This window comes from Paraburkholderia graminis C4D1M, from assembly GCF_000172415.1.
Classification (GTDB): Bacteria; Pseudomonadota; Gammaproteobacteria; order Burkholderiales; family Burkholderiaceae; genus Paraburkholderia; species Paraburkholderia graminis.
This window is the reverse complement of sequence record NZ_ABLD01000036.1, coordinates 16334-42783: the sequence shown is the minus strand read 5'-3', so window position 1 is coordinate 42783 and position 26450 is coordinate 16334. Positions and strand designations below refer to the sequence as shown.

Sequence of the window (26450 nt, the reverse complement as noted above, 5' to 3'; positions counted from 1 at the left end):
GAACTTCCGTCGCGCCGTCAACAGGTTTTTGCTACTGCCTGAACCTGCCGCCACCGCTGGAAGCCTTGCCGCTATTGGCTCTCCCGCTTCCCGTGCCCGGCGTCCGGAGCACGAAAGAGCGAGATTCTAGCGAGCCGGCTGGCGCCTTGCAAGCGTTATTTTGACGAGCCTATTAACGGTGCTTGAAAACCGGTTTGCGCTTTTCCACGAACGCCGCCATGCCCTCTTTCTGATCCTCCGTTGCGAACAGCGAATGAAAGAGACGGCGCTCGAAATGCACGCCCTCGGCGAGCGTCGTTTCGTACGCCCGGTTGACGGACTCCTTCACCATCATGACTGCCGGCAGCGGGAACTCCGCTATCGTCGCTGCCGCGGCAATCGCCTCCTCTATCAGCGAGCCCGCCGGAATCACACGCGACACCAACCCGGCCCGCTCCGCTTCCGCCGCATCCATGAAACGCGCGGTCAGGCACAAGTCCATCGCTTTGGCCTTCGACACAGCGCGCGGGAGGCGCTGTGTGCCGCCAGCGCCCGGCATGATGCCGAGCTTGATTTCCGGTTGGCCGAACTTCGCCGTGTCCGCGGCGAAGATCATGTCGCACATCATGGCCAGTTCGCAGCCGCCGCCGAGCGCGAAGCCCGCCACCGCCGCGATGATCGGCTTGCGAATGGAACGCACCGTCTCCCAGTTACGCGTGATGTAGTCGCCCTTGTAGACGTCCATATAGGAATAGGTCGCCATCATGCCGATGTCGGCACCGGCCGCGAACGCTTTTTCGCTACCCGTCACCACGATTGCGCCGATGCCGTCGTCGGCGTCGAACTCGCGCAGCGCCGCGCCTAGCTCGTCCATCAAGGCATCGTTCAGCGCATTCAGCGCCTTCGGACGATTCAACGTAACGAGTCCGACCCGTCCCCGCGTTTCAACCAGAATGTTCTCGTAAACCATGCCGCCTCCTTGTGATTGACCGAGCGCGAAAAACGCTTCGCGCGCCCATCTTAATAATGCTAACATTCACCAACCAACCGGTCGGTCAATTATTAGACGGGCTTCCCCCAACGTACAGCCAAGCCTCTGCCATGACACATCCGTTATTCACCAAGCACGAAGACACGCTGCAAAAGGCGCTCGCCGCGGCCGAGACGCGCGGTTACTGGAGCCCGTTCGTCGAAATGCCCAGTCCGAAAGTGTACGGGGAAACCGCCAATGCGGACGGCGAAGCCGCCTTCAAAGCGCATCTGGACGCCGCCTTCGAACTCGACCAGCCCTCTACTGGAGAAACCGTTGGCGCGGAAGTATCGCCATTTGGCTTCCCGCTCGCTATCCGTTATCCCAAATCCGATCCCGACGCACTGATCGCCGCCGCCGCGATCGCACAACAGGGCTGGCGCGCCGCGGGTCGCGAGGCCTGGGTTGGCGTATCGCTCGAAATCCTGGCACGGCTTAATCGCGCGAGCTTCGAGATCGGTTACAGCGTAATGCACACGACCGGCCAGGCCTTCATGATGGCCTTCCAGGCAGGCGGGCCGCACGCGCAAGACCGGGCACTGGAAGCCGTCGTGTATGCGTGGGACCAGTTGCGCCGCATTCCCGCCGACGCTCACTGGGAAAAGCCGCAAGGCAAGAACCCGCCGCTCGCCATGCACAAGCGCTACACCATCGTGCCCCGCGGCACCGGCCTGGTACTCGGCTGCTGCACGTTTCCGACATGGAACGGCTATCCGGGCCTTTTCGCCGACCTCGCGACGGGCAACGCCGTGATCGTCAAGCCGCATCCGGGCGCTATCCTGCCGCTCGCCATAACCGTGCGAATTGCGCGCGACGTTCTACGCGAGGCCGGCTTCGACCCGAACGTCGTCACGCTGCTCGCCACTGAGCCGAACGACGGCGCGATTGTCCAAAGCCTCGCCGTGCGCCCCGAGATCAAGCTGATCGACTTCACAGGCAGCACGCAAAACGGCACCTGGCTCGAGCGCAACGCGCACCAGGCGCAGGTCTACACCGAAAAAGCCGGCGTGAACCAGATCGTGATCGACTCGGTGGACGACATCAAAGCCGCCGCCCGCAACATCGCGTTCTCGCTCGCGCTCTACTCCGGGCAGATGTGCACAGCGCCACAAAACATCTACGTGCCGCGCGGCGGCATCCGTACTGCAGAAGGTGCGCTCACGTTTGACGAAGTCGCGCAGGCAATCGCCGGCGCCGTGCAAAAACTCGTCGCGGACCCCGCTCGCGCAGTCGAACTCCTCGGCGCCATTCAAAACGAAGGCGTCACCCAACGCATCGACGAAGCGACGAAACTCGGCCGTGTTCTGGTCGAAAGCCAGGCGCTCGAGCATCCGGCCTTTCCGGTTGCCCGCGTGCGCACGCCGCTGGTCGTCCAACTCGACGCCGCAACCGACCGCGCGCAGTTCACGAGGGAATGGTTCGGTCCGATCTCCTTCGTGATCGCTACCGACTCGACTGCGCAGTCTCTTGAACTTGCTGGCGCCATCGCCGCCGAGCACGGCGCACTAACGCTGTCCGTCTACAGCACCGACGACGCCGTGCTCGACGACGCGCACGAGGCGTCGCTCCGCGGCGGCGTCGCTTTGTCGATCAACCTGACGGGCGGTGTGTTCGTGAATCAGTCGGCAGCGTTCTCCGACTTCCACGGCACGGGCGCCAACCCCGCGGCCAACGCGGCGCTCACCGACGCGGCCTTCGTCGCCAATCGCTTCCGCGTAGTCCAAAGCCGCGTTCATGTTGAACCGAAAGCGGCCCCAGCGGTAGCTGGCTGAAAGTCATAAGACGAAAGCACGTCGATCGTCCTATGCCTTTTGGCCGAATGGACCACGCCGTGCGCGCCAACTAACATGACATCGGATCGGCATTGAACGCCGGTCCGCCTCACAGGAACGGATATGAACGACGCCTTTATCTGCGACGCGATTCGCACCCCCATCGGCCGTTACGGCGGCGCCCTGAAAGACGTGCGGGCCGACGACCTCGGCGCCGTGCCGATCAAGGCACTGATCGAGCGCAATGCCGGCGTGGACTGGCGCGCCGTGGACGACGTGATCTACGGCTGCGCGAACCAGGCCGGCGAAGACAATCGCAACGTAGCGCGCATGTCGGCATTGCTCGCGGGGTTGCCTACCGACGTCCCCGGTTCCACGATCAACCGTCTGTGCGGCTCGGGCATGGACGCCGTCGGAACAGCAGCGCGCGCCATCAAGGCAGGCGAAGCCCGCCTGATGATCGCTGGCGGCGTCGAAAGCATGACTCGCGCGCCGTTCGTGATGGGCAAGGCGGCGAGCGCGTTTGCTCGGCAAGCGGATATCTATGACACGACGATTGGCTGGCGCTTCGTCAATCCGCTAATGAAGCGACAGTACGGCGTCGATTCAATGCCGGAAACTGCGGAAAACGTGGCCGTCGAGTTCGGAATCAGCCGCGCCGATCAGGACGCGTTCGCGTTGGCGAGCCAGCAGAAGGCCGCGCGCGCGCAGCAGGACGGCACGCTGGCGCAGGAAATTGTCGGTGTGGAAATCGCGCAGAAAAAAGGCGATCCGATTCGCGTGACGCTTGACGAACATCCGCGCGAGACGTCGCTCGAAAGCCTGGCGAGGCTCAAGGGTGTCGTTCGTCCGGACGGCAGTGTGACTGCCGGCAATGCATCGGGTGTGAACGACGGCGCCTGCGCCCTACTGCTCGCGAACCAGCAGGCGGCCGACCAGTACGGTCTGCGTCGCCGCGCGCGCGTGGTGGGCATGGCGACGGCGGGCGTCGAGCCGCGCATCATGGGTATCGGTCCCGCGCCGGCCACGCAAAAGCTGCTCAGGCAACTCGGCATGAAGCTCGAGCAGTTCGACGTGATCGAGCTGAACGAGGCGTTCGCGTCGCAAGGACTCGCGGTTTTGCGCACGCTCGGCCTGCGCGACGACGATCCGCGCGTCAATCCCAACGGCGGAGCGATCGCACTCGGACATCCGCTCGGCGCATCCGGTGCGCGCCTTATCACGACTGCGCTGTACCAACTGGAACGCTGCAACGGGCGCTTTGCGCTTTGCACGATGTGCATCGGCGTGGGCCAAGGCATCGCACTCGTCATCGAAAGGCTGTGAAATAGGCACTGCAGTTCCGCGAACGAGACTTTGAGGAGACACCCAATGTCGTATGAAGCGATCCGCCTCGATATCGACACATCGAGCCGCGTAGCCACCATCACGCTGAACCGTCCCGACAAGCTGAACAGCTTCACGCGCGCGATGCATGAGGAACTGGCGGCGGCGCTCGGCGAAGTAGAAAAATCCGGCGCGCGCGCGCTCATTCTGACCGGCTCGGGCCGCGGCTTCTGTGCAGGACAGGACCTCGCCGATCTGGATTTCACGCCCGGCGCGATGACAGATCTCGGCGACCTGATCGACGCGCATTTCAATCCGCTGATTCGCCGCCTGCAAGCATTGCCGCTGCCGGTGATTGCGGCTGTCAACGGCACGGCTGCGGGCGCCGGCGCGAATCTCGCGCTCGCGTGCGACATCGTTCTCGCGGCGCGTTCGGCCAGCTTTATCCAGGCTTTCGTGAAGATTGGCCTCGTGCCGGATTCGGGCGGCACGTGGTTCTTGCCGCAGTGCGTCGGCATGGCCCGCGCGTTGGGACTCGCCATCACCGGCGACAAACTCAGCGCGGAGAAAGCCGAAAGCTGGGGCCTCATCTGGCAAGCGGTCGACGATCAGGAACTCGCGGCAGCCGCGGCCACCCTGGCGGCACAACTCGCGCAGCAACCCACGCGCGCGATCGCCGGGATCAAGCGCGCCATGCGTGCCGGCGCCACACAAACGCTCGATCAGCAACTCGACCTTGAACGCGACCTGCAACGCGAGCTGGGTGCGTCACACGACTATGCGGAAGGCGTTCGCGCCTTCGTCGAAAAGCGCGCGCCGCGCTTCGAGGGCCGCTGATATGTCGACGCAACCTCTCTACCCCGCGGAAATGACGCCCGACGAACTGGCCCGCGCAACCGCCGCCGCGATGTATGAAAACGATGCGTGCAGCCGCGCGCTCGGCCTCGAGATCGTGGAAGTGCGCGCCGGGTATGCGCGTCTGCGAATGGCTGTGCGCGAAGACTTTCTGAACGGCCATCAGATTTGTCATGGCGGCCTGATATTCACGCTCGCTGATTCGAGCTTTGCATTTGCGTGCAACTCGCGCAACGTGAATACCGTGGCATCCGGCTGCTCGATCGAGTTCCTGCGTCCCGTGCATGGCGGCGATGTGCTCACCGCAGAAGCGGTCGAACAGACATTGAACGGCCGCACCGGCATCTACGATATTCGCGTGACCAATCGCGCCGGCGATACGGTGGCAATGTTTCGCGGCAAATCGGCGCAAATCAAGGGCAGCGTGATTCCGCAGACACCATCGCACACGGGACCGGAGTAACGCGAAGCGCTACAGCATCCGCAGCGCAGAGCGAAAAGACCAGCCAAAACAAAAGGCACACGGCAAGCGCTCCACACGAGAGTCGCCAGTCCGAGACAGTCGTGAGCGGTGAGACCGGCCAGCAATTCACCGCAATGGCGGCCGTCCGCAGTTTCAGCGCCGTCGTTCGAAGTTTTACGCGCGAGCGCAATCTATAACAGACCCAGCATTGAGGCAGTAAGGAGACATTCGATGAGCCCCGCCCTTCCGCTCGATCCTATCGAGACCGCCAGCCGCGACGAACTTGCGGCGCTCCAGCTTGAACGGCTCAAGTGGTCGCTGAACCACGCTTACGAAAACTCGCCGGTCTATCGTCGCAAGTTCGACGAAGCGGGCATTCATCCGAACGACCTGACGACGCTTGCGGACCTTGCACGCTTCCCGTTCACGACCAAGAAGGACTTGCGCGACAACTACCCGTTCGGGATGTTCGCCGTGCCGCAGGAACGAATCTCGCGGATTCACGCTTCGTCGGGTACGACAGGCAAGCCGACTGTGGTCGGCTACACCGCTCGCGATATCGACACGTGGGCGAATCTCGTCGCGCGCTCGATCCGCGCGGCCGGCGCCAAGCCTGGCGACAAGGTGCATGTGAGCTATGGTTACGGCCTCTTCACTGGCGGTCTCGGCGCGCACTACGGCGCGGAGCGTGCGGGCCTCACCGTTATTCCGTTCGGCGGCGGCCAGACAGAAAAGCAGGTGCAATTGATCCAGGACTTCCGGCCCGACATCATCATGGTGACGCCGAGCTACATGCTGTCGATCGCCGACGAGTTGGAGCGCCAGGGCATCGACCCTGCCGGTTGCTCGCTGCGCATCGGCATCTTCGGCGCGGAGCCGTGGACCAACGACATGCGTCAGGCGATCGAAAAGCGCATGGGCATCGACGCGGTCGACATTTACGGTCTGTCGGAAGTGATGGGACCAGGCGTGGCGTCGGAATGCGTTGAAACGAAAGACGGTCCGACGATCTGGGAAGACCATTTCTACCCCGAGATCATCGACCCGGAAACGGGCGAAGTTCTTCCGGACGGAGAACTCGGCGAACTGGTCTTCACGTCGCTCACCAAGGAAGCGTTGCCGATCATTCGTTACCGCACGCGCGACCTCACGCGCCTGCTGCCAGGCAGCGCCCGCACGATGCGCCGCATGGAAAAAATCACCGGCCGCTCGGACGACATGATGATCGTGCGCGGCGTTAACGTGTTCCCGACGCAGATCGAGGAACTGCTGCTCAAGCAGCACACTCTCGCGCCTCACTATCAGATCGTGCTGACCAGGGAAGGTCCGCTCGACGTGTTGACGCTAAACGTCGAACCGTGTCCCGAAACCGCGCCCGACACTGCCGCGCTCAATCTCGCGAAGCAGGCGCTGGCCTATGACATCAAGGCGCTGATCGGCGTCAGCGCGGTGGTGAATGTGCTGGCGGTGAATGGAATCGAACGTTCGGTGGGGAAGGCGAGGCGCGTAGTCGACAAGCGCAAGTCGGGGTTGTAAGGCCGGAAGAAGTTGCAGGCGCCCTGCAAATGGGCGCGCGAAAATTTGGCGCTAACGCCGCTGGTGGCCTTAGTGGCTCCAGTGGCTCTCATGCCACTAATACCGCGCCGCCCAAGACGAACAGCCCCACAAACGCCGGCAACGGTTTCAGCACCAGCGCTTGTGCGTGCGTCTGCGGTAAACCGGCCACAAGCCACACCCAATGCCCCGCAGCGACACTCACGGCCGCCAGAAGCCCCAGACGCGCCCGCGACCACCCTCAAGAATTCGGCAACAGCACCCACATCCGACCGCCCTGCTTCATCTTGCCAGCAAGATCGCCCGCGTCATCGCCGAGACCCCAGAAGTAGTCGGCGCGCACACCGCCCTTGATCGCCGAGCCGGTGTCCTGCGCAAACACCAGACGGTTCATCGGCGAATTCGTCAGCGGCCTCGTGGTCTGCAAAAACACCGGCGTGCCGAGCGGAATCGAGGTGGGATCGACGGCGATCGAGCGCTCCGGCGTCAACGGCACGCCGAGCGCGCCGATCGGACCATCGGCGGTGCCCTTCGCCATGCTTTCCACCGACGGCATTTCGCGGAAAAACACGAAGCGCGGATTGGTATCGAGCAGCGCATCCACACGATTCGGGTTCGCGCGCGCCCAGGCCTTGATGCCTTGCATGGTGGCTTGCGCAGGCGTGAGCTCGCCGCGATCCAGCAGCCACCGCCCAATGGATTTGTACGGCTGGTTGTTCGTGCCGCCGAAGCCGACGCGCATCACGCTGCCGTCTTCCATCACGATCCGGCCGGAGCCTTGCACTTGCAGGAAAAATGCTTCGATGGGGTCGTCGACCCAGACAAGCTCGTTGCCGTTCAGCACGCCCGTCCGTTCGAGTTGCGCGCGCGGCGGCAACGCGACGCCAGGGCGATAACTCGACGGCCAACGATACAGCGCCGTCTGATAAACACCATGCCGCGTGCGCGAGCCGCGCAATAACGGCTCGTAGTAGCCGGTGACGAGACCGTCGAGCGTGCCGTCGTTGTTCGCGAGCTGGAAGGGCGTGAAATAGGCTTCAAAAAAAGCCCGGGCGCCGGTCACGTCGAGATCGTCAAGCTGCGCCGCTGCCGCACAGGCGCGTGCCCAGTTCGCCTGACGCGCGAGCCTCAGACAATTTTGCCGCAACGCGGCCGTCGCGCCGATCAGCGAATCGTCCTGCCAGCCCGGAACCTGCTGCCACGCTACCGCCGTAAGCCGCGTCGCGGCGATCTGGCCGGGGATGATCGCGGCCCCCGTGGGTGGCGAAGCGACTGGCCGCACCGAGCCGCCGCCACCGCAGGCGGCGAGTATGGCCGCCATCGAAAGCGCGCCGAGCCAGGCTCCGGCCGCGCCGACAAAACGCATACAATGTTCGTTCTTGATGGAAACCGCCATGTCTGATCTATTCGACGAATACCCAATGCTTGTCTTCGCGCTGGAATCGCTTCTCGCGCTGTTCCTGCTCGTGTTCATCGTCGTGTGGACGTCGTCCGGTAAAAAGAAAGCAGCGCGCGCCGACAGCCGGGAAACGAAGACGCCACAAAAACCGCACTGACGCGGCGCCGATTCACGCATTGCACCGCGCGCATCGATCGTTATCGAACCGCTTATCGCACCTGCTATATCGAACCGTTAAAGACCGCGCCAGACGCCCACGGTTCAATGCAACGTACGCGGCATGCGCAGAATGAACTCCGGCACGGGCGCGTCGAAACGCTCGCCGTCCTCGGCCACGCAGAAGTACTCGCCCCGCATCGTGCCGACCGGTGTGGCGATAACCGCCCAACTCGTATATTCGAACTGCTCGCCGGGTTTGAGCAGCGGCTGGTGTCCCACCACGCCGAGACCCTTCACTTCCTGCACGGTCTTTTCGCTGTCTGTGATCACCCAATGCCGCGCGATCAATTGCGCGGGCACCTGACCGGTGTTGCGGATGGTCAGCGTATAAGCGAACGCGTACTGGCGGCGCTCCGGGTCCGATTCTTCGGGCAGGAACTGCACCTGCGCCGACACGCTGAATTCATACTGGCTCATCCTGATTCCAATCTGCTGAAACGGGGGCGACAAGATCGCTGGAAGGCCCGAGCGCCAACGGCTTCACGGCCCATTGGCGACGCAGCGCCATGGTTTGGCATTCTGCGTCATGCGCGAGGCGCCCGCAACCGGACATATCTTCTGGACAAGCACGCTTAGGGCGCGAAGAGGCGCAGGCGCCGCACCCGTTTCGCGACTGGACGCCGAAAAAGCGCGACGACTGCCTGTTCCAGGGACCACGACGCGCACCGGAGCACCGGAGCACCGGCGCAACGCCACGCCGCCGCCCAGCCGCTTGCCACGCGCACAAAACGGTAAAATGGCGCTTTCCCGCTTGCATCCGCCCGCCGCCATGACGCAATTCCGCATCGCTCCCAGCATTCTCTCCGCCGACTTCGCCCGCCTCGGCGAAGAAGTCCGCAATGTCGTCGCCGCCGGCGCCGACTGGATCCATTTCGACGTCATGGACAACCACTACGTGCCGAACCTGACCATCGGTCCGCTCGTGTGCGAAGCCATTCGTCCGCATGTCGGCGTGCCCATCGACGTGCATCTGATGGTGCGTCCGGTCGACCGCATCGTGCCGGACTTCGCGAAGGCGGGCGCGAATCTGATCAGCTTTCACCCGGAAGGCTCGGACCACATCGACCGCACGCTGTCGCTGATCCGCGATCACGGCTGCAAGGCCGGCCTGGTGTTCAACCCGGCCACCTCGCTGAATTATCTCGATCACGTGATGGACAAGCTCGACCTCGTGCTGATCATGTCGGTGAATCCGGGCTTCGGCGGCCAGTCGTTCATTCCCGAAGCGCTGAACAAGCTGCGCGAGGCGCGCAAACGGATCGACGCGTACAAGGAGCGCACCGGCCGCGACATTCATCTCGAAGTGGACGGCGGCGTGAAGGTCGACAACATCGCGGAAATCGCCGCCGCCGGCGCCGATACATTCGTCGCGGGCTCGGCGATCTTCGGCCAGCCGGACCACAAGGTCGTGATCGACAAGATGCGCGCCGCGCTCGCCAACATTCAGCACTGAAACCGCGCCCGATGACGTCCACCTTCCCCGCCCCGACCTTCACCGGCTCCCGCCTGCAAGCCGCGATCATCGACCTCGACGGCACGATGATCGACACCGCCGACGACTTCACCGCCGGCCTGAACGGCATGCTCGCGCAACTCGACGCGGAGGAAACCTCGCGCGAGGAAGTGGTCGGCTATGTCGGCAAGGGCTCTGAGCATCTGATCCGCAGCGTGCTCGCGCCGCGCTTCGAAGCGGAGCACGCGCAAGACCGTTTCGACGAAGCGCTCGCCATCTATCAGGCGGAGTACGCAAAAATCAACGGCTTGCACACGCGTCTTTATCCCGACGTCGAAGCCGGCCTCGCGGCCCTGCGCGACGCGGGCCTCAAGCTCGCGTGCGTCACCAACAAGCCGCATCGCTTCGCGGTCGAACTGCTGGAACAATACAGGCTCGCGCAATATTTCAGCGTCGTGCTCGGCGGCGACAGTCTGCCAAAAAAGAAGCCGGACCCGCTGCCCATGCTCACGGCCGCCGCGCAACTGGGCGTCGAACCGCGCGCCACGGTGGCCATCGGCGATTCGGAAAACGACGCGCTGGCGGGCCGCGCGGCGGGCATGTCGACGCTCACGGTGCCCTACGGCTACAACCACGGCCAAGCTATACAAACAATAAAATCCGATGGTATAGTTGCCTCGCTGCTGGACGCCGCCAAGGCGATCGCAGCGCACCATTCCACGACTTGAAAAGTCCTTCATCCTCATGTTTCTGAATAAAAAACGGAGTCTGATTAGCATCGACCGGGGAGCCTGGCCCTGGCGTCGCTGGTCGCGCTAACCTCGCCTGAGGTACGCTGAAGCTCGTCTTCGGCAACCGTTTTTTACTTCGCTGCGCTCACGCGTTTTTCCATCGTCTCGTTTCGCTGCATCGCCTGATTCGGCCCGCGTGTACTTGCAAAGTACAACTGCGCGCCGGAACTCCGCGCTTGCGTCGATGGGAAAATCGCGCCGGTCGGTTCATCATCGTCAATGTCGAATGAACGCCTGACCGGCTGCGCATGCCCCGCTTTGTCCGACGCACGCTGCCGCCGGACCTACGAACAGGATCGGAACATGACCGAACTCGAATTCCAGTCCCTCGCCAACGAGGGCTTCAACCGCATTCCGCTGATCGCCGAGGCGCTCGCCGATCTCGAAACGCCGCTCTCGCTGTATCTGAAACTGGCGCAGACCGAGCGCAACGGCGCTAACTCGTTCCTGCTGGAATCCGTAGTGGGCGGCGAGCGCTTCGGGCGCTATTCGTTCATCGGCCTGCCGGCGCGCACGTTGTTGCGCACTCGCAATGGCGTGTCGGAAGTCGTGCGCGACGGCAAGGTCGTCGAAACGCACGAAGGCGATCCGCTCGAGTTCATCCAGCAATTCCAGGGCCGTTTCAAGGTCGCGCAGCGTCCGGGTTTGCCGCGTTTCGCGGGCGGTCTCGCCGGTTATTTCGGCTACGACGCGGTGCGTTACATCGAGAAAAAGCTCGCGCACACCGCACCAAAAGACGATCTGAATCTGCCGGACATTCAGTTGCTTCTGACAGAAGAAGTCGCTGTGATCGACAACCTCGCGGGCAAGCTGTACCTCGTGATCTACGCCGATCCGACGCAACCCGAGGCATACACGAAAGCAAAGCAGCGTCTGCGCGAATTGCGCCAGCGTTTGCGCTCGACCGTCGAGCCGCCGGTCACGTCGGCGAGCGTGCGCACCGAGACGTATCGCGAGTTCGCTAAAGACGACTACCTCGCAGCCGTACGCAAGGCGAAGGAATACATTGCCGCAGGCGAACTGATGCAGGTGCAGGTCGGCCAGCGTCTGACGAAGCCGTATCGCGACAATCCGCTGTCGCTGTATCGCGCGCTGCGGTCGCTGAATCCGTCGCCGTACATGTACTACTACAACTTCGGCGAGTTTCATGTGGTCGGTGCATCGCCGGAAATTCTGGTGCGCCAGGAAAAGCGCGGCGAAGATCGTATCGTGACGATTCGGCCGCTCGCCGGCACGCGTCCGCGCGGCAACACGCCCGAACGCGACGCCGAACTCGCGACCGAACTGCTGAACGACCCGAAGGAAATTGCCGAGCACGTGATGCTGATCGACCTCGCGCGCAACGACGTGGGCCGCATCGCGCAGATCGGCTCGGTGATCGTGACCGACAAGATGGTCATCGAAAAGTACTCGCATGTGCAGCACATCGTGAGTTCGGTGGAAGGCAAGCTCAAGCCCGGCACGACCAATTTCGACGTGCTGCGCGCCACCTTCCCGGCCGGCACGCTGTCGGGCGCGCCGAAAGTTCGCGCGATGGAACTGATCGACGAACTCGAACCGGTGAAGCGCGGCCTGTACGGCGGCGCCGTGGGCTACCTGTCGTTCACCGGCGAAATGGATCTCGCCATCACGATCCGCACCGGCGTGATCGCGAACGGCAATCTGTATGTGCAGGCCGCAGCGGGTGTCGTCGCGGATTCGGTGCCCGAATCCGAATGGCAAGAGACCGAGAACAAGGCGCGCGCCGTGTTGCGCGCGGCCGAACAGGTTCAAGACGGCCTCGATAGCGACTTCTGACCGGAGACACACCATGCTGCTCATGATCGACAACTACGACTCGTTCACCTACAACCTGGTGCAGTACTTCGGCGAACTCGGCGAAGACGTCCGCACCTATCGGAACGACGAAATCACACTCGACGAAATCGCGAAGCTCAACCCCGAGCGCATCTGCCTGTCGCCCGGCCCGAGCAATCCGCAACACGCGGGCATCACGCTCGACGTGCTGCGCGAGTTCTCCGGCAAGACGCCGATTCTCGGCGTGTGCCTCGGCCATCAGGCGATTGGCGAAGCATTCGGCGGACGCGTGGTGCGCGCGCAAACCATCATGCACGGCAAGGTCAGCACGATCGAAACCGACTGCAAAGGCGTATTCGCCGACCTGCCGAAGCATTTCGTCGTGACGCGCTATCACTCGCTCGCGATCGAACGCGAGTCGCTGCCCGATTGCCTCGAAGTGTCCGCGTGGACCGACGACGGCGAGATCATGGGCGTGCGTCACAAGGAGCTTGCCGTCGAAGGCGTGCAGTTCCATCCGGAATCGATCCTGTCGGAACACGGTCACGCATTGCTCGAAAACTTCGTGAAGCAGTCGAAAGCGAAGACGGCCCAACGCACCGCCTGATGAAGCGAGACAACATCATGACCATCACGCCGCAGGAAGCGCTGCAACGAACCATCGAGCACCGCGAGATTTTCCACGACGAAATGCTGCATTTGATGCGGCTCATCATGCGCGGCGAGCTGTCGCCCGTGATGTCGGCCGCGATCATCACCGGCTTGCGCGTCAAAAAAGAGACCATCGGCGAAATCACCGCAGCCGCGACGGTGATGCGTGAATTTGCCCGGCACGTCGAGGTGCAGGACAACTCGAACTTCGTCGATATCGTCGGCACCGGCGGCGACGGTTCGCACACCTTCAACATTTCCACGGCGACCATGTTCGTGTCGGCGGCGGCGGGCGCGAAAGTCGCGAAGCACGGCAATCGCGGCGTGTCGAGCAAGTCGGGCAGCGCAGACGTGCTCGAAGCGCTCGGCGTGAATATCGACTTGCAGCCGGAACAAGTGGCGGCGTCGATTGCCGAAACCGGCATGGGCTTCATGTTCGCGCCGAATCATCACCCGGCGATGAAGAACATCGCGCCGGTGCGCCGCGAACTCGGCGTGCGGACCATCTTCAACATTCTCGGTCCGTTGACGAACCCGGCCAGCGCGCCGAATCAACTGATGGGCGTATTTCATGCGGACCTCGTCGGCATTCAGGTTCGCGTGATGCAGCGCCTCGGCGCAAAGCATGTGCTCGTGGTGTACGGTATGGACGGCATGGACGAAGTCTCGCTCGGCGCAGCAACGCAAGTCGGCGAGTTGCGCGACGGCGAAGTGCACGAGTACGAGATTCATCCGGAAGACTTCGGCATGCAGATGGTGTCGAACCGCACGCTGAAAGTGGCGGATGCCGCTGAGTCGAAAGCGATGCTGCTCGAGGCGCTCGACAACAAGCCGGGCGTCGCGCGCGAGATCGTCACGCTGAACGCGGGCACGGCGCTCTATTCGGCGAATGTGGCGTCGTCGATTGCGGACGGTATTCAGCTTGCGCGCGAAGCCATTGCAAGCGGCAAGGCGCGCGCGAAAGTCGACGAACTGATTCGCTTCACGCAGCAATTCAAGCACTGAATTCAAGCACTGATCACGCAGCAACCAACGTAACGAGACACTTATGAGCGACATCCTCGACCGCATCATCGCGGTCAAACGCGAAGAAGTCCGCGCGGCCGAACAAAGCGCGCCGCTGGAAGAATTGCGCCTCGAAGCGTCGTCGCGCGATCTTCGCGATTTCGTCGGCGCATTGCGTGCGAAGCATGCGGCGGGTCTCGCCGCGGTGATCGCGGAAGTGAAGAAAGCGAGCCCGTCGAAAGGCGTGTTGCGCGAAGACTTCGTGCCGGCGCAAATCGCGCGTTCGTATGAAAAGCATGGCGCGGCTTGCCTGTCCGTGCTGACCGACGTGCAGTTCTTCCAGGGCAGCGTCGCGTACCTCGAGCAGGCGCGCGCCGCCTGTCAGTTGCCGGTGCTGCGCAAGGATTTCATCGTCGATCCGTATCAGATCGTCGAGGCACGCGCGATGGGCGCCGACGCGATCCTGCTGATCGCCGCCGCGCTCGACACTTCGGAGATGCAGGATCTCGAAGCGCTGGCGCAATCGCTCGGTCTTGCAGTGTTGGTCGAAGTACACGACGACAAAGAGTTGACGCAGGCGCTCACGCTGAAAACGCCGCTGATCGGCATCAACAATCGCAACTTGCGCACGTTCGAGACGTCGATCGAAACGACAATCGGCATGCTCGACGCGATTCCCGACGACCGCATCGTCGTGACGGAATCGGGCATTTTGTCGCGTGCCGATGTCGAACGGCTACGTGCGGTGGACGTGAACACGTTCCTCGTCGGCGAGGCGTTCATGCGCGCCGCCGAACCGGGCGTGGAGCTTGCGCGCATGTTCTTTCCAGGCGCGGCGTGACGACGACGCGTCGCGTTTAACGGCATCTGGCGGAACATAGCGGAGCAGATCATGGGCATGGAACGCGAAATCAAGTTGCTGCTGCCGGTGGCGCAAGTCGAGGCGGCGTCGGCGTGGTTCGTCGCGCGCACCGGCGACGAAGGCCGCGCGATCAAGCTGTCGAATATTTATTTCGACACGCCGCAACTTGCGCTCGCAGCGTCGAAGAGCGCGCTGCGTTTGCGTCACACGCCCGACGGCTGGCTGCAAACCTTCAAGACGGTGGGCAACGCGAGCAATGGTTTGCATAGCCGTCACGAATGGGAAATGCCGGTCGCGGGCGAAGCGCTTGAAATCGATGCGCTGCTGCTTGAGTGCGACGAGCCGGCCGCTGCCGAAGCGCTGCGCGAAGCGGCGCCGCGGTTGATCGAACTGTTTCGCACGGATTTCACGCGCACGCTGTGGAATGTGAGCGTCGACGGTTCGCAAGTGGAAGCCGCGATCGATCAAGGCAACGTGCTCGCCGAAGTGAACAGCGAACTGCGCCGCGCGCCGATTTCGGAGATCGAGCTCGAACTGAAATCCGGCGACGAAGCCGCGCTGCATGCGCTTTCTGTCGAGCTCGGCAAGCAGGTTGCGGGGCTTGCGCCGGAAAATGTGAGCAAGGCGCAGCGCGGGTATCAGTTGCGGGCGGGGTGAGGGGTTGAATACGTCGCCGGCCAAGCGGGCCTTGACGTAGCCAACGCTGGCATCCGCCTCAACTTGAGTCACACCGCATTTGCTGCGACACTTCTGCGCCATGACTTCCTCATCCCGTACCCGCTCGACGCCATCGCAGGCCTCGCTATTCGGCGACGCTGCCGCGCCCGCGAGCGACACATCCGGCGCAACCGAAACGCCATCGCCGTCGTCATCGCAGCAACACGCCCACGGCACGCTCACGCTCGAAGCGCAGTTCGCCGCATTGCCGGCTGCCTGGCGCGCGCACCTGAAGCCCTTCATCGAAAGCGATGCCTACGCGCCGCTTTGCCGTTTCGTCGACGGTGAGCGCGCCGCCGGTAAAACCGTCTATCCCACCGACGTCTTCCGCGCGTTGCGTCTCACGAGTCCCGATGATGTGAAGGTCGTCATCCTCGGCCAGGACCCGTATCACGGCGAAGATCGCGGCACGCCGCAAGCGCATGGGCTCGCGTTTTCAGTGGCGCCGAATGTGCGCACGCCGCCGTCGCTGCGCAACATCTTCAAGGAAATCGCGACGAGCCTCGGCCACGAGCCGCCGCGCCACGGTTGCCTCGACACCTGGGCGAAGCAAGGCGTGCTGCTGCTGAACACCGTGCTGACGGTGGAGCGTAATTCGGCGGCGAGCCACGCGAAGCGCGGCTGGGAAAAATGCACCGATACGCTGATTCACGAACTGGCCATGCGCCACGAGCATCTCGTGTTCATGCTGTGGGGCGCGCACGCGCAAGCGAAGCGCGCGCTGTTCGGCGGCAAATCGCATTACGTGCTGGAGGCGCCGCATCCTTCGCCGTTGTCGGCGCATCGCGGTTTTCTCGGCTGCGGGCATTTCGCGAAGGCCAACGAGTATCTCGTGCAGCACGGCCGCACACCGATCGACTGGCGTTTGCCCGATCAGGCGCAGATGCTGGCGTAGGCGCGGCTTCGGGCTTCGGGCTTCGGCATCACCGTCGCTCCCGCGCTCCCACGCCGCCCAAAACAAAAACGCCACGTGGCTCACACCCCGTGGCGTTCCCAATTGCATCGAGAAACCAGGCGCCGCAGTCAAGCGGCGTCACCAGCCCCGAACAGTCGGCCCGAAGCCGACATCTCAACCTCAAGCAACAGCGATCGCTTCGCGCGCGGCGGCCAGCGCGGCGCTCGCTGCGTCCGGGCCCATGTTCAGGCCTTCGGCGTAGATGAAGTTCACGTCGGTCATGCCGAGGAAGCCGAGGAAGCTCTTCAGATACGGGGTCTGGCTGTCGTTCGGCGTGCCGACATACTTGCCGCCGCGAGCCGACACGACGTAGACCTTCTTGCCCGTCACCAGACCTTGCGGACCGTTTGCGGTATAGCTGAACGTGATGCCGGCGCGCGCGATGAAGTCGAAGTACGTCTTCAGTTGCGACGAGATGCCGAAGTTGTACATCGGCGCACCGATCACGACGATGTCGGCGGCTTGCAGTTCAGCGATCAGCGCTTCGCTGCGGGCGGCGATGGCGGCTTGCTCGGCGGTCCGCTGGTCGGCCGGCGTGAAGAACGCGCCGAGGACAGCGTCGTCCAGGTGCGGCAGCGGTTCGGCTTGCAGGTTGCGGACGACGACTTGCGCGCCCGGATTCGACTGTTGCAGCTTTTCGGTCAGTTCGTTGACGAGCAACGTGGAATTCGCGCCTTGCGAGCGGGCTGCCGAGTTGATTTGCAGGATCGTGGTCATGGTGACTCCAGTAGTGGGCGCGCAGTTTTGCGCGAGTGGAGTCATTGTGTTTTTTTACCGACTGCGGAAAAAGCCATCCCGCGGCGACGGATTGTTGCACTGGTAGAACAATCCGCCGCTGAGCACGTCAATTAAACCGGGCGACAATTACAATCAGCTTGCGAGCCAGCGTTCGCGCGCCTTGCGGGCAGCGGGCCGCTTGTCGGTGGCGGCGAGCTTGTAGCGCGACACTTCCGGCCCGTCCAGCTTGAGTTGCGCGGTGCGCAGCTCGTCGCGGCGAAACGCGTGCACTTCGACCTTCGCGCCCGGCTGATAGCGCGCGAGCAGCGCGTCCAGATTCGTGCCCGTCACGCGCAGGCCGTCGAGCGCGATCAGCACGTCGCCGGCCGAGAGCCCGGCTTTCTGCGCTGCGCTGCCTTCGTGGACCGCGGCCAGCGTGCAATCGGCGCCGCCGCGCACACGCGCGCCGAGCGACGGCTTGCCGTTCTTGTCAGGCTCCGGCGCGATCGTCACACCGAACGGTTCGAGCAACGTCTCCAGCGGCAGATCGCGCGTGCCGTGCACGGCTTGCGCGAACAGCTCACCGAGTTGCACACCGGTCGCCTCGGCGATGAGCGCCTCGACTTCGCCCTCCTCCACGCCAACCGGCTTGCCGCGATAGAAGTCGCGGCCAAAGCGCTGCCACAGCAGACGCATCACATCATCGAGCGACTTGCGATGACCGGTTTGCGCGCGAATCGCCAGGTCGAAGGAAAGCGCGACGAGCGAGCCCTTTGTGTAATAGCTGACGATCGCGTTCGGCGCGTTCTCGTCCTGCCGATAGTATTTGACCCACGCGTCGAACGAGCTTTCGGCGACGGTCTGCTTCGTGCGCCCGCTGCCGCGCTGCACGCCGCCGATCACCTTGCCGAGCATGCCGAAGTAATCGTCGGCGGAAATCAGGCCGCTGCGCACGAGAATCAGGTCGTCGTAGTAAGAGGTGAAGCCTTCGAACAGCCACAGCAGCGACGTGTAGTTTTCGACGGATAGGTCATAGGGCGCGAACACCGCCGGCTTGATGCGCTTCACGTTCCACGTGTGGAAATATTCGTGGCTGCACAGGCCGAGGTAAGTCCGATAGCCTTCGGTGAGCGCATCGCGGCCCTGCACCGGCAGATCGCCGCGATTGCAGATGAGCGCCGTCGACGCGCGATGTTCGAGCCCGCCATAACCGTCGGTGACGGCTTGCGTCATGAACACATAGCGATCCACCGGCGCTTTTTTCGACTTCGGCTCGAACAGCGCGATCTGCGCTTCGCAGATGCGCTTCAGGTCCGCGCAAAGCCGCGCCATGTCGAGCGCGATCACGCGCCCGGCGATCACGACGTCGTGCGGCACGCCGTGGGCGTTGAATGTCGCAAGCTCGAATTCGCCGAGCGTCACGGGATGGTCGATCAGTTCATCGTAGTTCTGCGCGCGATATTCGCCGAAGCCGTAGCGCTTGGTGCCACGCGCTTCCGGCAGCGCGGTCGCGACGCGCCAGCCGCGATACGCCGCGCCCTGCGGCTTCTGAATGTCGACGACGCACTGCGCGTCCTCGTGACCGAGCGGGGCCAGGAACACGCTCGTGCCGTTGAAAAAACCCGTCGTGTCGTCCAGATGCGCGGCGCGCACCGACAGATCCCACGCATAGACCTCGTAGCGCAGCGTCAGCGCGCCCTTCACCGGCGCGGCCTGCCACGTGTGCTTGTCGGTTTTCTCGACGCGCACCTTGCGGCCCGCGTCGTTGAAAGCGCGCAGCGTGACGATGTTGCGCGCGAACTCGCGCACCATGTAGCTGCCCGGAATCCACACGGGCAGCATGAAACGCTGGCCGGCCGGATCGGGTTCGGCGACGGTCACGGTGACTTCGAACAGATGGGCGGCGGGCTGCTTGGGAACGATGGTGTAGCGGATCGGCTTCATCGGCGGCGAGTGGATTTTTCTGTGTGATTGTTTGGGAGCTTGATGCGAAAGGAGGCGCCTCTCGCGCCTCCTTTGTCGGGTGTGAGCCGCGTGCTCAGTGCACCGCGGCCATTTCCTTGTCGAGCCGGTCGGCCGGCACGGCGCCGGGCAGGCGGCGGCCGTCGGCGAGGAACACGGTCGGCGTGCCTTCCACGTTCATCGCGTGGCCGAGCGCGAGATTCTTGTCGATCGCGGCGGTGTCGCAGGTGCCGGCGGCGGTGGGCGCCTGATGGTTCTGCATCCACGATTCCCATGCTTTCGCGCGGTCCGCCGAACACCAGATCGACTTCGACTTGGCGGTCGAATCCGGCGACAAAACCGGATACAGGAAGGTGTAGACGGTCACGTTGTCGATCGACTTCAGCGTGGTTTCGAGCTGCTTGCAGTACGGGCAGTTCGGATCGGAGAACACGGCGATCTTGCGCGCGCCGTTGCCCTTCACCACTTTGACCGCGTTCGCAAACGGCAGGCTCGCGAAGTCGATGCGATTGGTCTCCGACAGACGCGCGTCCGTCAGATTCTTGCGCGTCTTCGTATCGACCATGTCGCCAAGCAGCACATAGTCGCCGTTGGCGTCGCTATAGACGATCTGGCTGCCGAGGTTCACTTCGTAAAGGCCGGCGATCGGCGACTTCGTCACGCTCTTGATCGTCACGTCGGCAAGACGCGTTTGCAGCGTGGCCTTGAGTTTGTCGGTGGTCTGGTCGGCCTGCGCGGAGCAGCCGATCGTGACAGCGGCGATCGCGAGCACGGCAGCCGCCATGCGGAAGGTTTTTTTCATGCTGAATTCCTGGTTCAATCGTGCGCATTGGGCACGCGTTGGCGTTTTGCGAGGTTGCCGGTTTGACGCGAACCGCCTCTGTGCGTTCATGATACCCGTGTCATCGGCCGCAAATGCCGCGCGGTATTTCAACGAGCGTTTTCGCGCGCATTTTGAAGGGAGTTCGGCGGCCGCTTCAGCCAAGCGCGGCCGACACCAGCCAGCGCTTGATGAACGGCTGCGCGCCGACGAAAGCCATACCGCTATTGCGCACGATCTTCGCCAACGGTCCGGGCACCGAGAAGAGTTTTTGCAGGCCGTCGGTGGCGATCATCAGCGCGCGAATGTCTTCGCGGCGCGCGCGTTCGTAGCGCCGCAGCAGCACCATGTCGCCGAGATCGCGGAACGACTCCTTGCCTGCGACCGTATCGGCCAGCGCCGCGACGTCGCGCAGACCGAGGTTCATGCCCTGGCCTGCGAGCGGATGGATCAGATGCGCGGCGTCGCCGACAAGCGCCACGCGCGGCGCGACGAGGCGGTCCACGGTCTGCAGCGCGAGCGGAAAACCCTGCGCCGGCGTCACGCAATCGAGTCCGCCGAGCTGCCCGCCCGTCACGCGCTCCACTTCGGCCGCGAGTTGCGCAGGATCGAGCGCGATCAGTTGCTCGGCGTGCTCGGTGCGCGCCGACCAGACGAGCGACACGTGGCCGTCCGGCATAGGCAGCAGCGCGATGATTTCGCCGTCTTTAAACCATTGGAACGCGGTTTCGCCGTGCGGCTTTTCCGCCTTGAAATTGGCGACGACGCCCGTCTGCCGATAGTCGCGCCGGTTCATCTTCGAGCCGATTTGCGCGCGCACCCACGAATGCGCGCCGTCCGCGCCGACGACGAGATCCGCCACCAGCACGTTGCCGTTCGCGAGATCGACGCTCGCGCTTTCGGCGGTGAAATCGAGCGCCTGGGCGCGGCTGTCGATCCACGTGAGATTCGGCTGAAAGCGCAACGCCGCGTCGAGCGCGCGCTCGATCACCGACGACTCCACGATCCACGCCAGTTGCGGCACCGACGCCTGAAACGCGGAGAAATGCAGCTCCGCGTGAGCGTCGCCATAGACCCGCATGTCGTAGACGGGGCCAAGCCGCGACAGATCCAGCGCCTGCCACACGCGCAAACGCTCGAGCAGCGCCTGCGAACTGGACGACAACGCGTACACCCGCGAGTCGAACGAAGCGCCGGCGGCCAGCGGCGCGCAGGCTTGCGCGAGCAGCGCGACGCGCAGTCCGCCTTGCGTGAGCGCGAGCGCGGCGGTCTTGCCGACCAGCCCGCCGCCGATCACCGCGGCATCGAAAGTCTGATGGTGTGCGTTCATCCGCGCATTATAGCCGTGGGGGTTGTGGGGGACGGACCGGGCGCGCAGCTTCCTGAAGCCACGTCAAGGAGCCGGTGGGACGGGTTACAAGACGGGTTACAATTACGCTTTCCGTGACAAAACCGCCCAGAACCGTCGAGCCAACGCCCGCTCTGGTGTCGTGTCCCGCTCCGCTGCGTTTTTCTTGCCGGCCTAAGCCGAAGGCTCACGAATCCTGCAATACGGCGTCGAGCGCATCACGCAATTTACTGAATCACTGAAGGATTTCCATGAGCCTCAAATGCGGCATCGTCGGCTTGCCTAACGTCGGCAAGTCCACTCTGTTCAATGCGCTGACCAAGGCGGGCATCGCCGCCGAAAACTATCCGTTCTGCACGATCGAGCCGAACGTCGGCATTGTGGAAGTGCCGGACGCGCGCCTGAAAGCGCTCGCGGAAATCGTCAAGCCCGAGCGCATCCTGCCGGCGGTCGTGGAATTCGTCGACATCGCCGGTCTGGTGGCGGGCGCAAGCAAGGGCGAAGGTCTCGGCAACCAGTTCCTCGCCAACATCCGCGAAACGGACGCGATCACGCACGTCGTGCGCTGCTTCGAAGACGAGAACGTGATTCACGTCGCGAACAAGATCGATCCGCTGTCGGACATCGAGGTCATCAACACCGAACTCGCGCTGGCCGACCTGGCAACGGTTGAAAAAGCGCTCGCGCGTTATTCGAAGGCAGCCAAGTCGGGCAACGACAAGGAAGCCATCAAGAACGCCGCCGTGCTGGAAAAGGTGCGCGCTCAACTGGATCAGGCCAAGCCCGTGCGCGCGCTCGATCTGTCGGACGAAGAGAAGGCGACGCTTAAGCCGTTCTGCCTGATCACCGCGAAACCGACCATGTATGTGGCGAACGTCAAGGAAGACGGCTTCCAGAATAATCCGCATCTGGACGCGGTCGCGAAGTTCGCGGCGTCGGAAAATGCGCCGGTCGTCGCGGTGTGCGCAGCAATCGAAGCGGAAATCGCCGACCTCGACGAAGCCGACATGGAAGTGTTCCTCGCCGACATGGGCATGGAAGAGCCGGGCCTGAACCGCGTGATTCGCGCGGGCTTCAAGCTACTCGGCCTGCAAACCTACTTCACCGCAGGCGTGAAGGAAGTGCGCGCGTGGACCATTCATGTCGGCGATACCGCGCCGCAAGCCGCGGGCGCGATTCACACCGACTTCGAGCGCGGCTTTATTCGCGCGCAGACCATTTCGTTTAACGACTACATCACCTATAAGGGCGAGCAAGGCGCGAAAGAAGCCGGCAAGATGCGCGCGGAAGGCAAGGAATATGTGGTGCACGACGGGGATGTGATGAACTTCCTGTTCAACGTGTAAAGGCCTTTAAAGCCGCAATATTCGCAGCACCGCCTGGCGGCTCACGCCGGCGTTTTGAAAAGCCCGCCTCGCGCGGGCTTTTTGCATTAGAGAACCCAGCTATTCCAGTTTCCTCACAGCCGATGTTAAATTGCGGCATCCGCCGGCCGACGCCGGACTGTCATCGAACACAAATAGAATCGCGCGATTCGCATTCGCGCACCTTCCGATGAGGAGACAAATCGATGAGTTTCAAGCCGCTGTTCCGTTCGCTTTCCGTCGCCGCTGTACTGAGTGTGGGCACCGTCGGCATGAGCCAGACGGCCCAGGCCGCCACTGAAATCCAGTTCTGGCACGCCATGGAAGCCGCGTTGGGCGAACGTCTGAACGACATCGCCAACGCGTTCAACGCGTCGCAGTCGGACTACAAGATCGTGCCGGTGTTCAAGGGCACTTACGACCAGACGCTCGCGGCCGGCATCGCCGCTTATCGCAGCGGCAACGCGCCGTCCATCCTGCAAGTGTACGAAGTCGGCACCGCGACGATGATGCAGGCTAAGAAAGCCGTCGTGCCCGTCTCGGACGTGTTCAAGCAAGCCGGCGTGCCGCTCGACGAAAAGGCGTTTGTGCCGACCATCGCAAGCTATTACAGCGACGCGAAAACGGGCCATCTGATTTCGATGCCCTTCAATAGCTCGACGCCCGTCCTCTATTACAACAAGGACGCGTTCAAGAAAGCCGGTCTCGATCCGAACCAGCCGCCGAAAACCTGGGCCGAGCTCCAGGCCGACGCGCAGAAGCTGAAAGCGTCGGGCATGGCGTGCGGCTATTCGTCGGGCTGGCAAAGCTGGATTCAGTTGGAGAACTACAGCGCGTGGCACGGCGCGCCGTTCGCATCAAAGAACAACGGTTTTGACGGCGCCGATGCGCAACTCGAATTCAACAAGCCGCTGCAGGTCGCGCACATCCGGTTCCTGCAGAGCATGCAGAAAGACGGCACGTTCACGTACGTTGGCCGCAAGGACGAACCGATCTCGAAGTTCTATAGCGGCGACTGCGGCATCATCACGAACTCGTCGGGCTCGCTTGCCACGATCAAGAAGTACGCGAAGTTCAACTTCGGCACCGGCATGATGCCTTACGACGCGAACGTGAAGGGCGCGCCGCAGAACGCGATTATCGGCGGAGCGAGCTTGTGGGTGCTGGCGGGCAAGGACCCGGCCGTCTACAAAGGCGTGGCGAAATTCCTGTCGTATCTGAGCTCGCCCGAAGTCGCCGCGAAGTGGCATCAGGACACCGGCTATTTGCCGGTCACGACCGCCGCGTATCAGTTGACGCAGCAACAGGGCTTCTACGAGAAGAACCCCGGCAGCGATACGGCGATCAAGCAGATGCTCAACAAGCCGCCGCTGCCGTACACGAAGGGCTTGCGCCTTGGCAATATGCCGCAGATCCGCACGATCATCGACGAAGAGCTCGAGCAGGTGTGGGGTGAAAAGAAGACGCCGCAACAGGCGCTCGACTCGGCGGTCTCGCGCGGCGACGAACTGCTGCGGCGTTTCGAGAAAGCGGGCAGTTAATTCCCGCGTCGGCATCGTCGGTTCCGGCGCACTCGCGCCGGAACCCGCTTGCAGCAAAACTCTTGAGATTCCTCGATGGAAAAGCGCTCCCGCTTCGGCACCAGCCTGCTGCCCTATCTGCTCGTCGCGCCGCAACTCGCGATCACGGCGCTCTTCTTTCTGTGGCCCGCCGGCGAAGCGCTGTGGCAATCCACGCAAAGTCAGGACGCGTTCGGCACGTCGAGCGAATTCGTCGGGCTCGCGAATTTCAAGCAGCTCTTCGCCGATCCGCTGTATCTGTCGTCGTTCAACACGACGATTATTTTCTGCGCGCTCGTCACCGTATCGGGCCTCGTTATTTCGCTGCTGCTCGCGGTCTGCGCGGACCGCGTGACGCGCGGCGCAAAGGCGTATCAGACGCTGCTCATCTGGCCGTATGCGGTCGCGCCGGCCATCGCCGCCGTGCTGTGGTCGTTTCTGTTCAACCCGAGCATCGGCCTCGTGACATTCGCGCTCGCGAAGCAAGGCATTGTGTGGAATCACGCTTTGAACGCGGGACAAGCGATGTTTCTTGTCGTGCTTGCGTCGGTGTGGAAGCAGGTCAGCTATAACTTCCTGTTCTTCTACGCGGGCTTGCAGGCGATTCCGCGATCGCTGATCGAAGCCGCCGCCATCGACGGCGCCGGTCCCGTGCGGCGCTTCTTCGGCATCGCCCTGCCGCTGCTGTCGCCGACGAGCTTCTTCCTGCTGGTCATCAACATCACCTACGCGTTCTTCGACACCTTTCCGGTGATCGACGCAGCGACGGGCGGCGGCCCCGCTCAATCGACGCGCACGCTGATCTACAAAATTTTCGCCGAAGGTTTCCAGGGACTCGACATCGGCAGCTCGGGCGCGCAATCCGTCGTGCTGATGGTGATCGTCGTCGCGTTGACGGTCGTGCAATTCCGCTTCATCGAACGCAGGGTTCAATACTCATGATCGAGAACCGCCGCGGTTTCGACCTCTTCTGCCACGCGGTGCTGATACTCGGCGTCGTGCTGGTCGTGTTTCCGGTGTACGTCGCGTTCTGCGCGGCGACCATGAACGAACAGCAGATCTTCACCGTGCCGCTGTCGCTGGTGCCGAGCTCGCATCTGTTCGACAACATCGCGATCGTGTGGGCGCACGGCAGCGGCAACGCGGCAGCGCCGTTCGGGCGCATGCTGTTCAACAGCCTCGTGATGGCGCTCGCCATTTCGATCGGCAAGATCGCCGTGTCGATGATCTCCGCGTATGCGATCGTGTTCTTCCGCTTTCCGTTTCGCAACCTCTCGTTCTGGCTGATCTTCATCACGCTGATGCTGCCGGTCGAAGTGCGTATCTTCCCGACCGTGCAAGTCGTGTCGTCGATGAATCTGAGCAATACGTATAGCGGTTTGACGTTGCCGCTGATTGCGTCCGCAACGGCCACGTTCCTGTTTCGCCAGTTCTTCATGACGCTGCCCGACGAGTTGATGGAAGCGGCGCGCATCGACGGTGCGGGTCCGATGCGTTTCTTCTGGGACGTCGTGTTGCCGCTGTCGAAAACGAACATGGCGGCGCTCTTCGTCATCACGTTTATTTACGGCTGGAACCAGTATTTGTGGCCGATTCTGATCACGAGCCAGCAGTCGCTGACAACCGCCGTCGTCGGTATCAAGAGCATGATTGCTTCGGGCGACACGGCCACCGAATGGCATCTCGTGATGACGGCCACGCTGCTCGCGATGCTGCCGCCGCTCGCCGTCGTGCTGACCATGCAGCGCTGGTTCGTGCGCGGTCTCGTGGATGCCGAGAAATGATCCGCGCGGCGCAAACCGCGCTTGCGGCAAGCACGCACCAATGACAAAAGACACGCAAACGAAGGGCT

The 26450-nt window shown here is 63.0% G+C and carries 25 protein-coding genes; 18 read left to right on the top strand and 7 right to left on the bottom strand.

Translation table 11 applies throughout. The features are described 5' to 3' along the window. Window positions 1-172: 172 nt before the first annotated feature. Window positions 173-949 carry an enoyl-CoA hydratase gene (locus tag BGRAMDRAFT_RS30620; protein ID WP_006052793.1) on the bottom strand — a complete coding sequence of 259 codons (777 nt, stop codon included), beginning with the start codon at window positions 947-949 and terminating at the stop codon, window positions 173-175. Window positions 950-1080: 131 nt separating this feature from the next. On the opposite strand from BGRAMDRAFT_RS30620, the gene paaN reads away from it, so the two are divergent. From paaN to paaK, 5 genes are all read left to right on the top strand, one after another. Further along, window positions 1081-2781, top strand: coding sequence for a phenylacetic acid degradation protein PaaN (paaN, locus tag BGRAMDRAFT_RS30615; RefSeq protein WP_006052792.1), 1701 nt, complete (start codon window positions 1081-1083; stop codon window positions 2779-2781). Between the two features lie 123 nt (window positions 2782-2904). Continuing rightward, complete coding sequence (gene pcaF / locus BGRAMDRAFT_RS30610; protein ID WP_006052791.1) at window positions 2905-4107, top strand: 3-oxoadipyl-CoA thiolase; 1203 nt, start codon at window positions 2905-2907, stop codon at window positions 4105-4107. Between the two features lie 45 nt (window positions 4108-4152). After that, complete coding sequence (gene paaG / locus BGRAMDRAFT_RS30605; RefSeq protein ID WP_006052790.1) at window positions 4153-4944, top strand: 2-(1,2-epoxy-1,2-dihydrophenyl)acetyl-CoA isomerase PaaG; 792 nt, start codon at window positions 4153-4155, stop codon at window positions 4942-4944. A 1-nt stretch (window position 4945) separates the two neighbouring features. Continuing rightward, entirely contained in the window at window positions 4946-5425 is a 480-nt protein-coding gene (gene paaI, locus BGRAMDRAFT_RS30600) for a hydroxyphenylacetyl-CoA thioesterase PaaI (RefSeq protein WP_006052789.1), read from the top strand. A gap of 231 nt (window positions 5426-5656) precedes the next feature. Further along, entirely contained in the window at window positions 5657-6961 is a 1305-nt protein-coding gene (paaK, locus tag BGRAMDRAFT_RS30595) for a phenylacetate--CoA ligase PaaK (RefSeq protein ID WP_006052788.1), read from the top strand. 259 nt (window positions 6962-7220) lie between these two features. On the opposite strand, the gene mltA is transcribed toward paaK, so the two are convergent. Continuing rightward, complete coding sequence (gene mltA / locus BGRAMDRAFT_RS30590; RefSeq protein ID WP_006052787.1) at window positions 7221-8345, bottom strand: murein transglycosylase A; 1125 nt, start codon at window positions 8343-8345, stop codon at window positions 7221-7223. Here mltA and BGRAMDRAFT_RS35725 point away from each other — a divergent pair. Next, window positions 8290-8535: a hypothetical protein gene (locus BGRAMDRAFT_RS35725; RefSeq protein WP_165919889.1), complete on the top strand. Its 246-nt coding sequence runs from the start codon at window positions 8290-8292 to the stop codon at window positions 8533-8535. The two genes, mltA and BGRAMDRAFT_RS35725, sit on opposite strands and share 56 nt — an antisense overlap. Window positions 8536-8639: 104 nt before the next feature. On the opposite strand, the gene apaG is transcribed toward BGRAMDRAFT_RS35725, so the two are convergent. Then, a complete protein-coding gene (apaG, locus tag BGRAMDRAFT_RS30580; protein WP_006052785.1) occupies window positions 8640-9014 on the bottom strand; it encodes a Co2+/Mg2+ efflux protein ApaG in 375 nt (124 codons plus the stop codon). Between the two features lie 352 nt (window positions 9015-9366). Here apaG and rpe point away from each other — a divergent pair, with 352 nt between their 5' ends. From rpe to BGRAMDRAFT_RS30540, 8 genes are all read left to right on the top strand, one after another. Further along, window positions 9367-10050 (top strand): ribulose-phosphate 3-epimerase, encoded by a 684-nt coding sequence (rpe, locus tag BGRAMDRAFT_RS30575; protein WP_029971312.1) that lies wholly within the window; start codon window positions 9367-9369, stop codon window positions 10048-10050. Between the two features lie 11 nt (window positions 10051-10061). Next, window positions 10062-10778, top strand: coding sequence for a phosphoglycolate phosphatase (locus BGRAMDRAFT_RS30570; protein ID WP_006052783.1), 717 nt, complete (start codon window positions 10062-10064; stop codon window positions 10776-10778). 366 nt (window positions 10779-11144) lie between these two features. After that, the gene (trpE, locus tag BGRAMDRAFT_RS30565) at window positions 11145-12638 is read left to right on the top strand and encodes an anthranilate synthase component I (protein WP_006052782.1); all 1494 of its coding nucleotides are present in this window, start codon (window positions 11145-11147) and stop codon (window positions 12636-12638) included. A gap of 13 nt (window positions 12639-12651) precedes the next feature. Beyond that, the gene (locus BGRAMDRAFT_RS30560; protein WP_006052781.1) at window positions 12652-13245 is read left to right on the top strand and encodes an aminodeoxychorismate/anthranilate synthase component II; all 594 of its coding nucleotides are present in this window, start codon (window positions 12652-12654) and stop codon (window positions 13243-13245) included. Window positions 13246-13262: 17 nt separating this feature from the next. Beyond that, complete coding sequence (trpD, locus tag BGRAMDRAFT_RS30555) at window positions 13263-14294, top strand: anthranilate phosphoribosyltransferase (RefSeq protein ID WP_044022011.1); 1032 nt, start codon at window positions 13263-13265, stop codon at window positions 14292-14294. A 43-nt stretch (window positions 14295-14337) separates the two neighbouring features. Next, window positions 14338-15135, top strand: a complete 798-nt coding sequence (gene trpC, locus BGRAMDRAFT_RS30550; protein WP_006052779.1) for an indole-3-glycerol phosphate synthase TrpC — start codon at window positions 14338-14340, stop codon at window positions 15133-15135. A 51-nt stretch (window positions 15136-15186) separates the two neighbouring features. Beyond that, window positions 15187-15813, top strand: a complete 627-nt coding sequence (locus BGRAMDRAFT_RS30545; RefSeq protein ID WP_006052778.1) for a CYTH domain-containing protein — start codon at window positions 15187-15189, stop codon at window positions 15811-15813. 100 nt (window positions 15814-15913) lie between these two features. After that, the gene (locus tag BGRAMDRAFT_RS30540) at window positions 15914-16768 is read left to right on the top strand and encodes a uracil-DNA glycosylase (protein WP_006052777.1); all 855 of its coding nucleotides are present in this window, start codon (window positions 15914-15916) and stop codon (window positions 16766-16768) included. Window positions 16769-16948: 180 nt separating this feature from the next. Here BGRAMDRAFT_RS30540 and BGRAMDRAFT_RS30535 read toward each other — a convergent pair whose 3' ends face one another. From BGRAMDRAFT_RS30535 to BGRAMDRAFT_RS30520, 4 genes are all read right to left on the bottom strand, one after another. Further along, window positions 16949-17545, bottom strand: coding sequence for an FMN-dependent NADH-azoreductase (locus tag BGRAMDRAFT_RS30535; protein ID WP_006052776.1), 597 nt, complete (start codon window positions 17543-17545; stop codon window positions 16949-16951). Between the two features lie 153 nt (window positions 17546-17698). Further along, window positions 17699-19489 (bottom strand): M61 family metallopeptidase, encoded by a 1791-nt coding sequence (locus BGRAMDRAFT_RS30530; protein ID WP_006052775.1) that lies wholly within the window; start codon window positions 19487-19489, stop codon window positions 17699-17701. 94 nt (window positions 19490-19583) lie between these two features. After that, window positions 19584-20309: a DsbC family protein gene (locus BGRAMDRAFT_RS30525; RefSeq protein ID WP_006052774.1), complete on the bottom strand. Its 726-nt coding sequence runs from the start codon at window positions 20307-20309 to the stop codon at window positions 19584-19586. 175 nt (window positions 20310-20484) lie between these two features. Then, window positions 20485-21657 (bottom strand): UbiH/UbiF family hydroxylase, encoded by a 1173-nt coding sequence (locus BGRAMDRAFT_RS30520; protein ID WP_006052773.1) that lies wholly within the window; start codon window positions 21655-21657, stop codon window positions 20485-20487. 269 nt (window positions 21658-21926) lie between these two features. Here BGRAMDRAFT_RS30520 and ychF point away from each other — a divergent pair, with 269 nt between their 5' ends. The 4 genes from ychF to ugpE all read left to right on the top strand — a co-directional run bounded on the left by ychF (window position 21927) and on the right by ugpE (window position 26382). Continuing rightward, window positions 21927-23021 (top strand): redox-regulated ATPase YchF, encoded by a 1095-nt coding sequence (gene ychF, locus BGRAMDRAFT_RS30515; protein ID WP_006052772.1) that lies wholly within the window; start codon window positions 21927-21929, stop codon window positions 23019-23021. A gap of 224 nt (window positions 23022-23245) precedes the next feature. Beyond that, a complete protein-coding gene (ugpB, locus tag BGRAMDRAFT_RS30510) occupies window positions 23246-24580 on the top strand; it encodes a sn-glycerol-3-phosphate ABC transporter substrate-binding protein UgpB (protein ID WP_006052771.1) in 1335 nt (444 codons plus the stop codon). Between the two features lie 75 nt (window positions 24581-24655). Next, window positions 24656-25540: a sn-glycerol-3-phosphate ABC transporter permease UgpA gene (gene ugpA, locus BGRAMDRAFT_RS30505; protein ID WP_006052770.1), complete on the top strand. Its 885-nt coding sequence runs from the start codon at window positions 24656-24658 to the stop codon at window positions 25538-25540. Then, window positions 25537-26382, top strand: coding sequence for a sn-glycerol-3-phosphate ABC transporter permease UgpE (gene ugpE / locus BGRAMDRAFT_RS30500; protein ID WP_006052769.1), 846 nt, complete (start codon window positions 25537-25539; stop codon window positions 26380-26382). The genes ugpA and ugpE overlap by 4 nt, the downstream gene beginning before the upstream one ends. The last annotated feature ends 68 nt before the right edge of the window (window positions 26383-26450 follow it).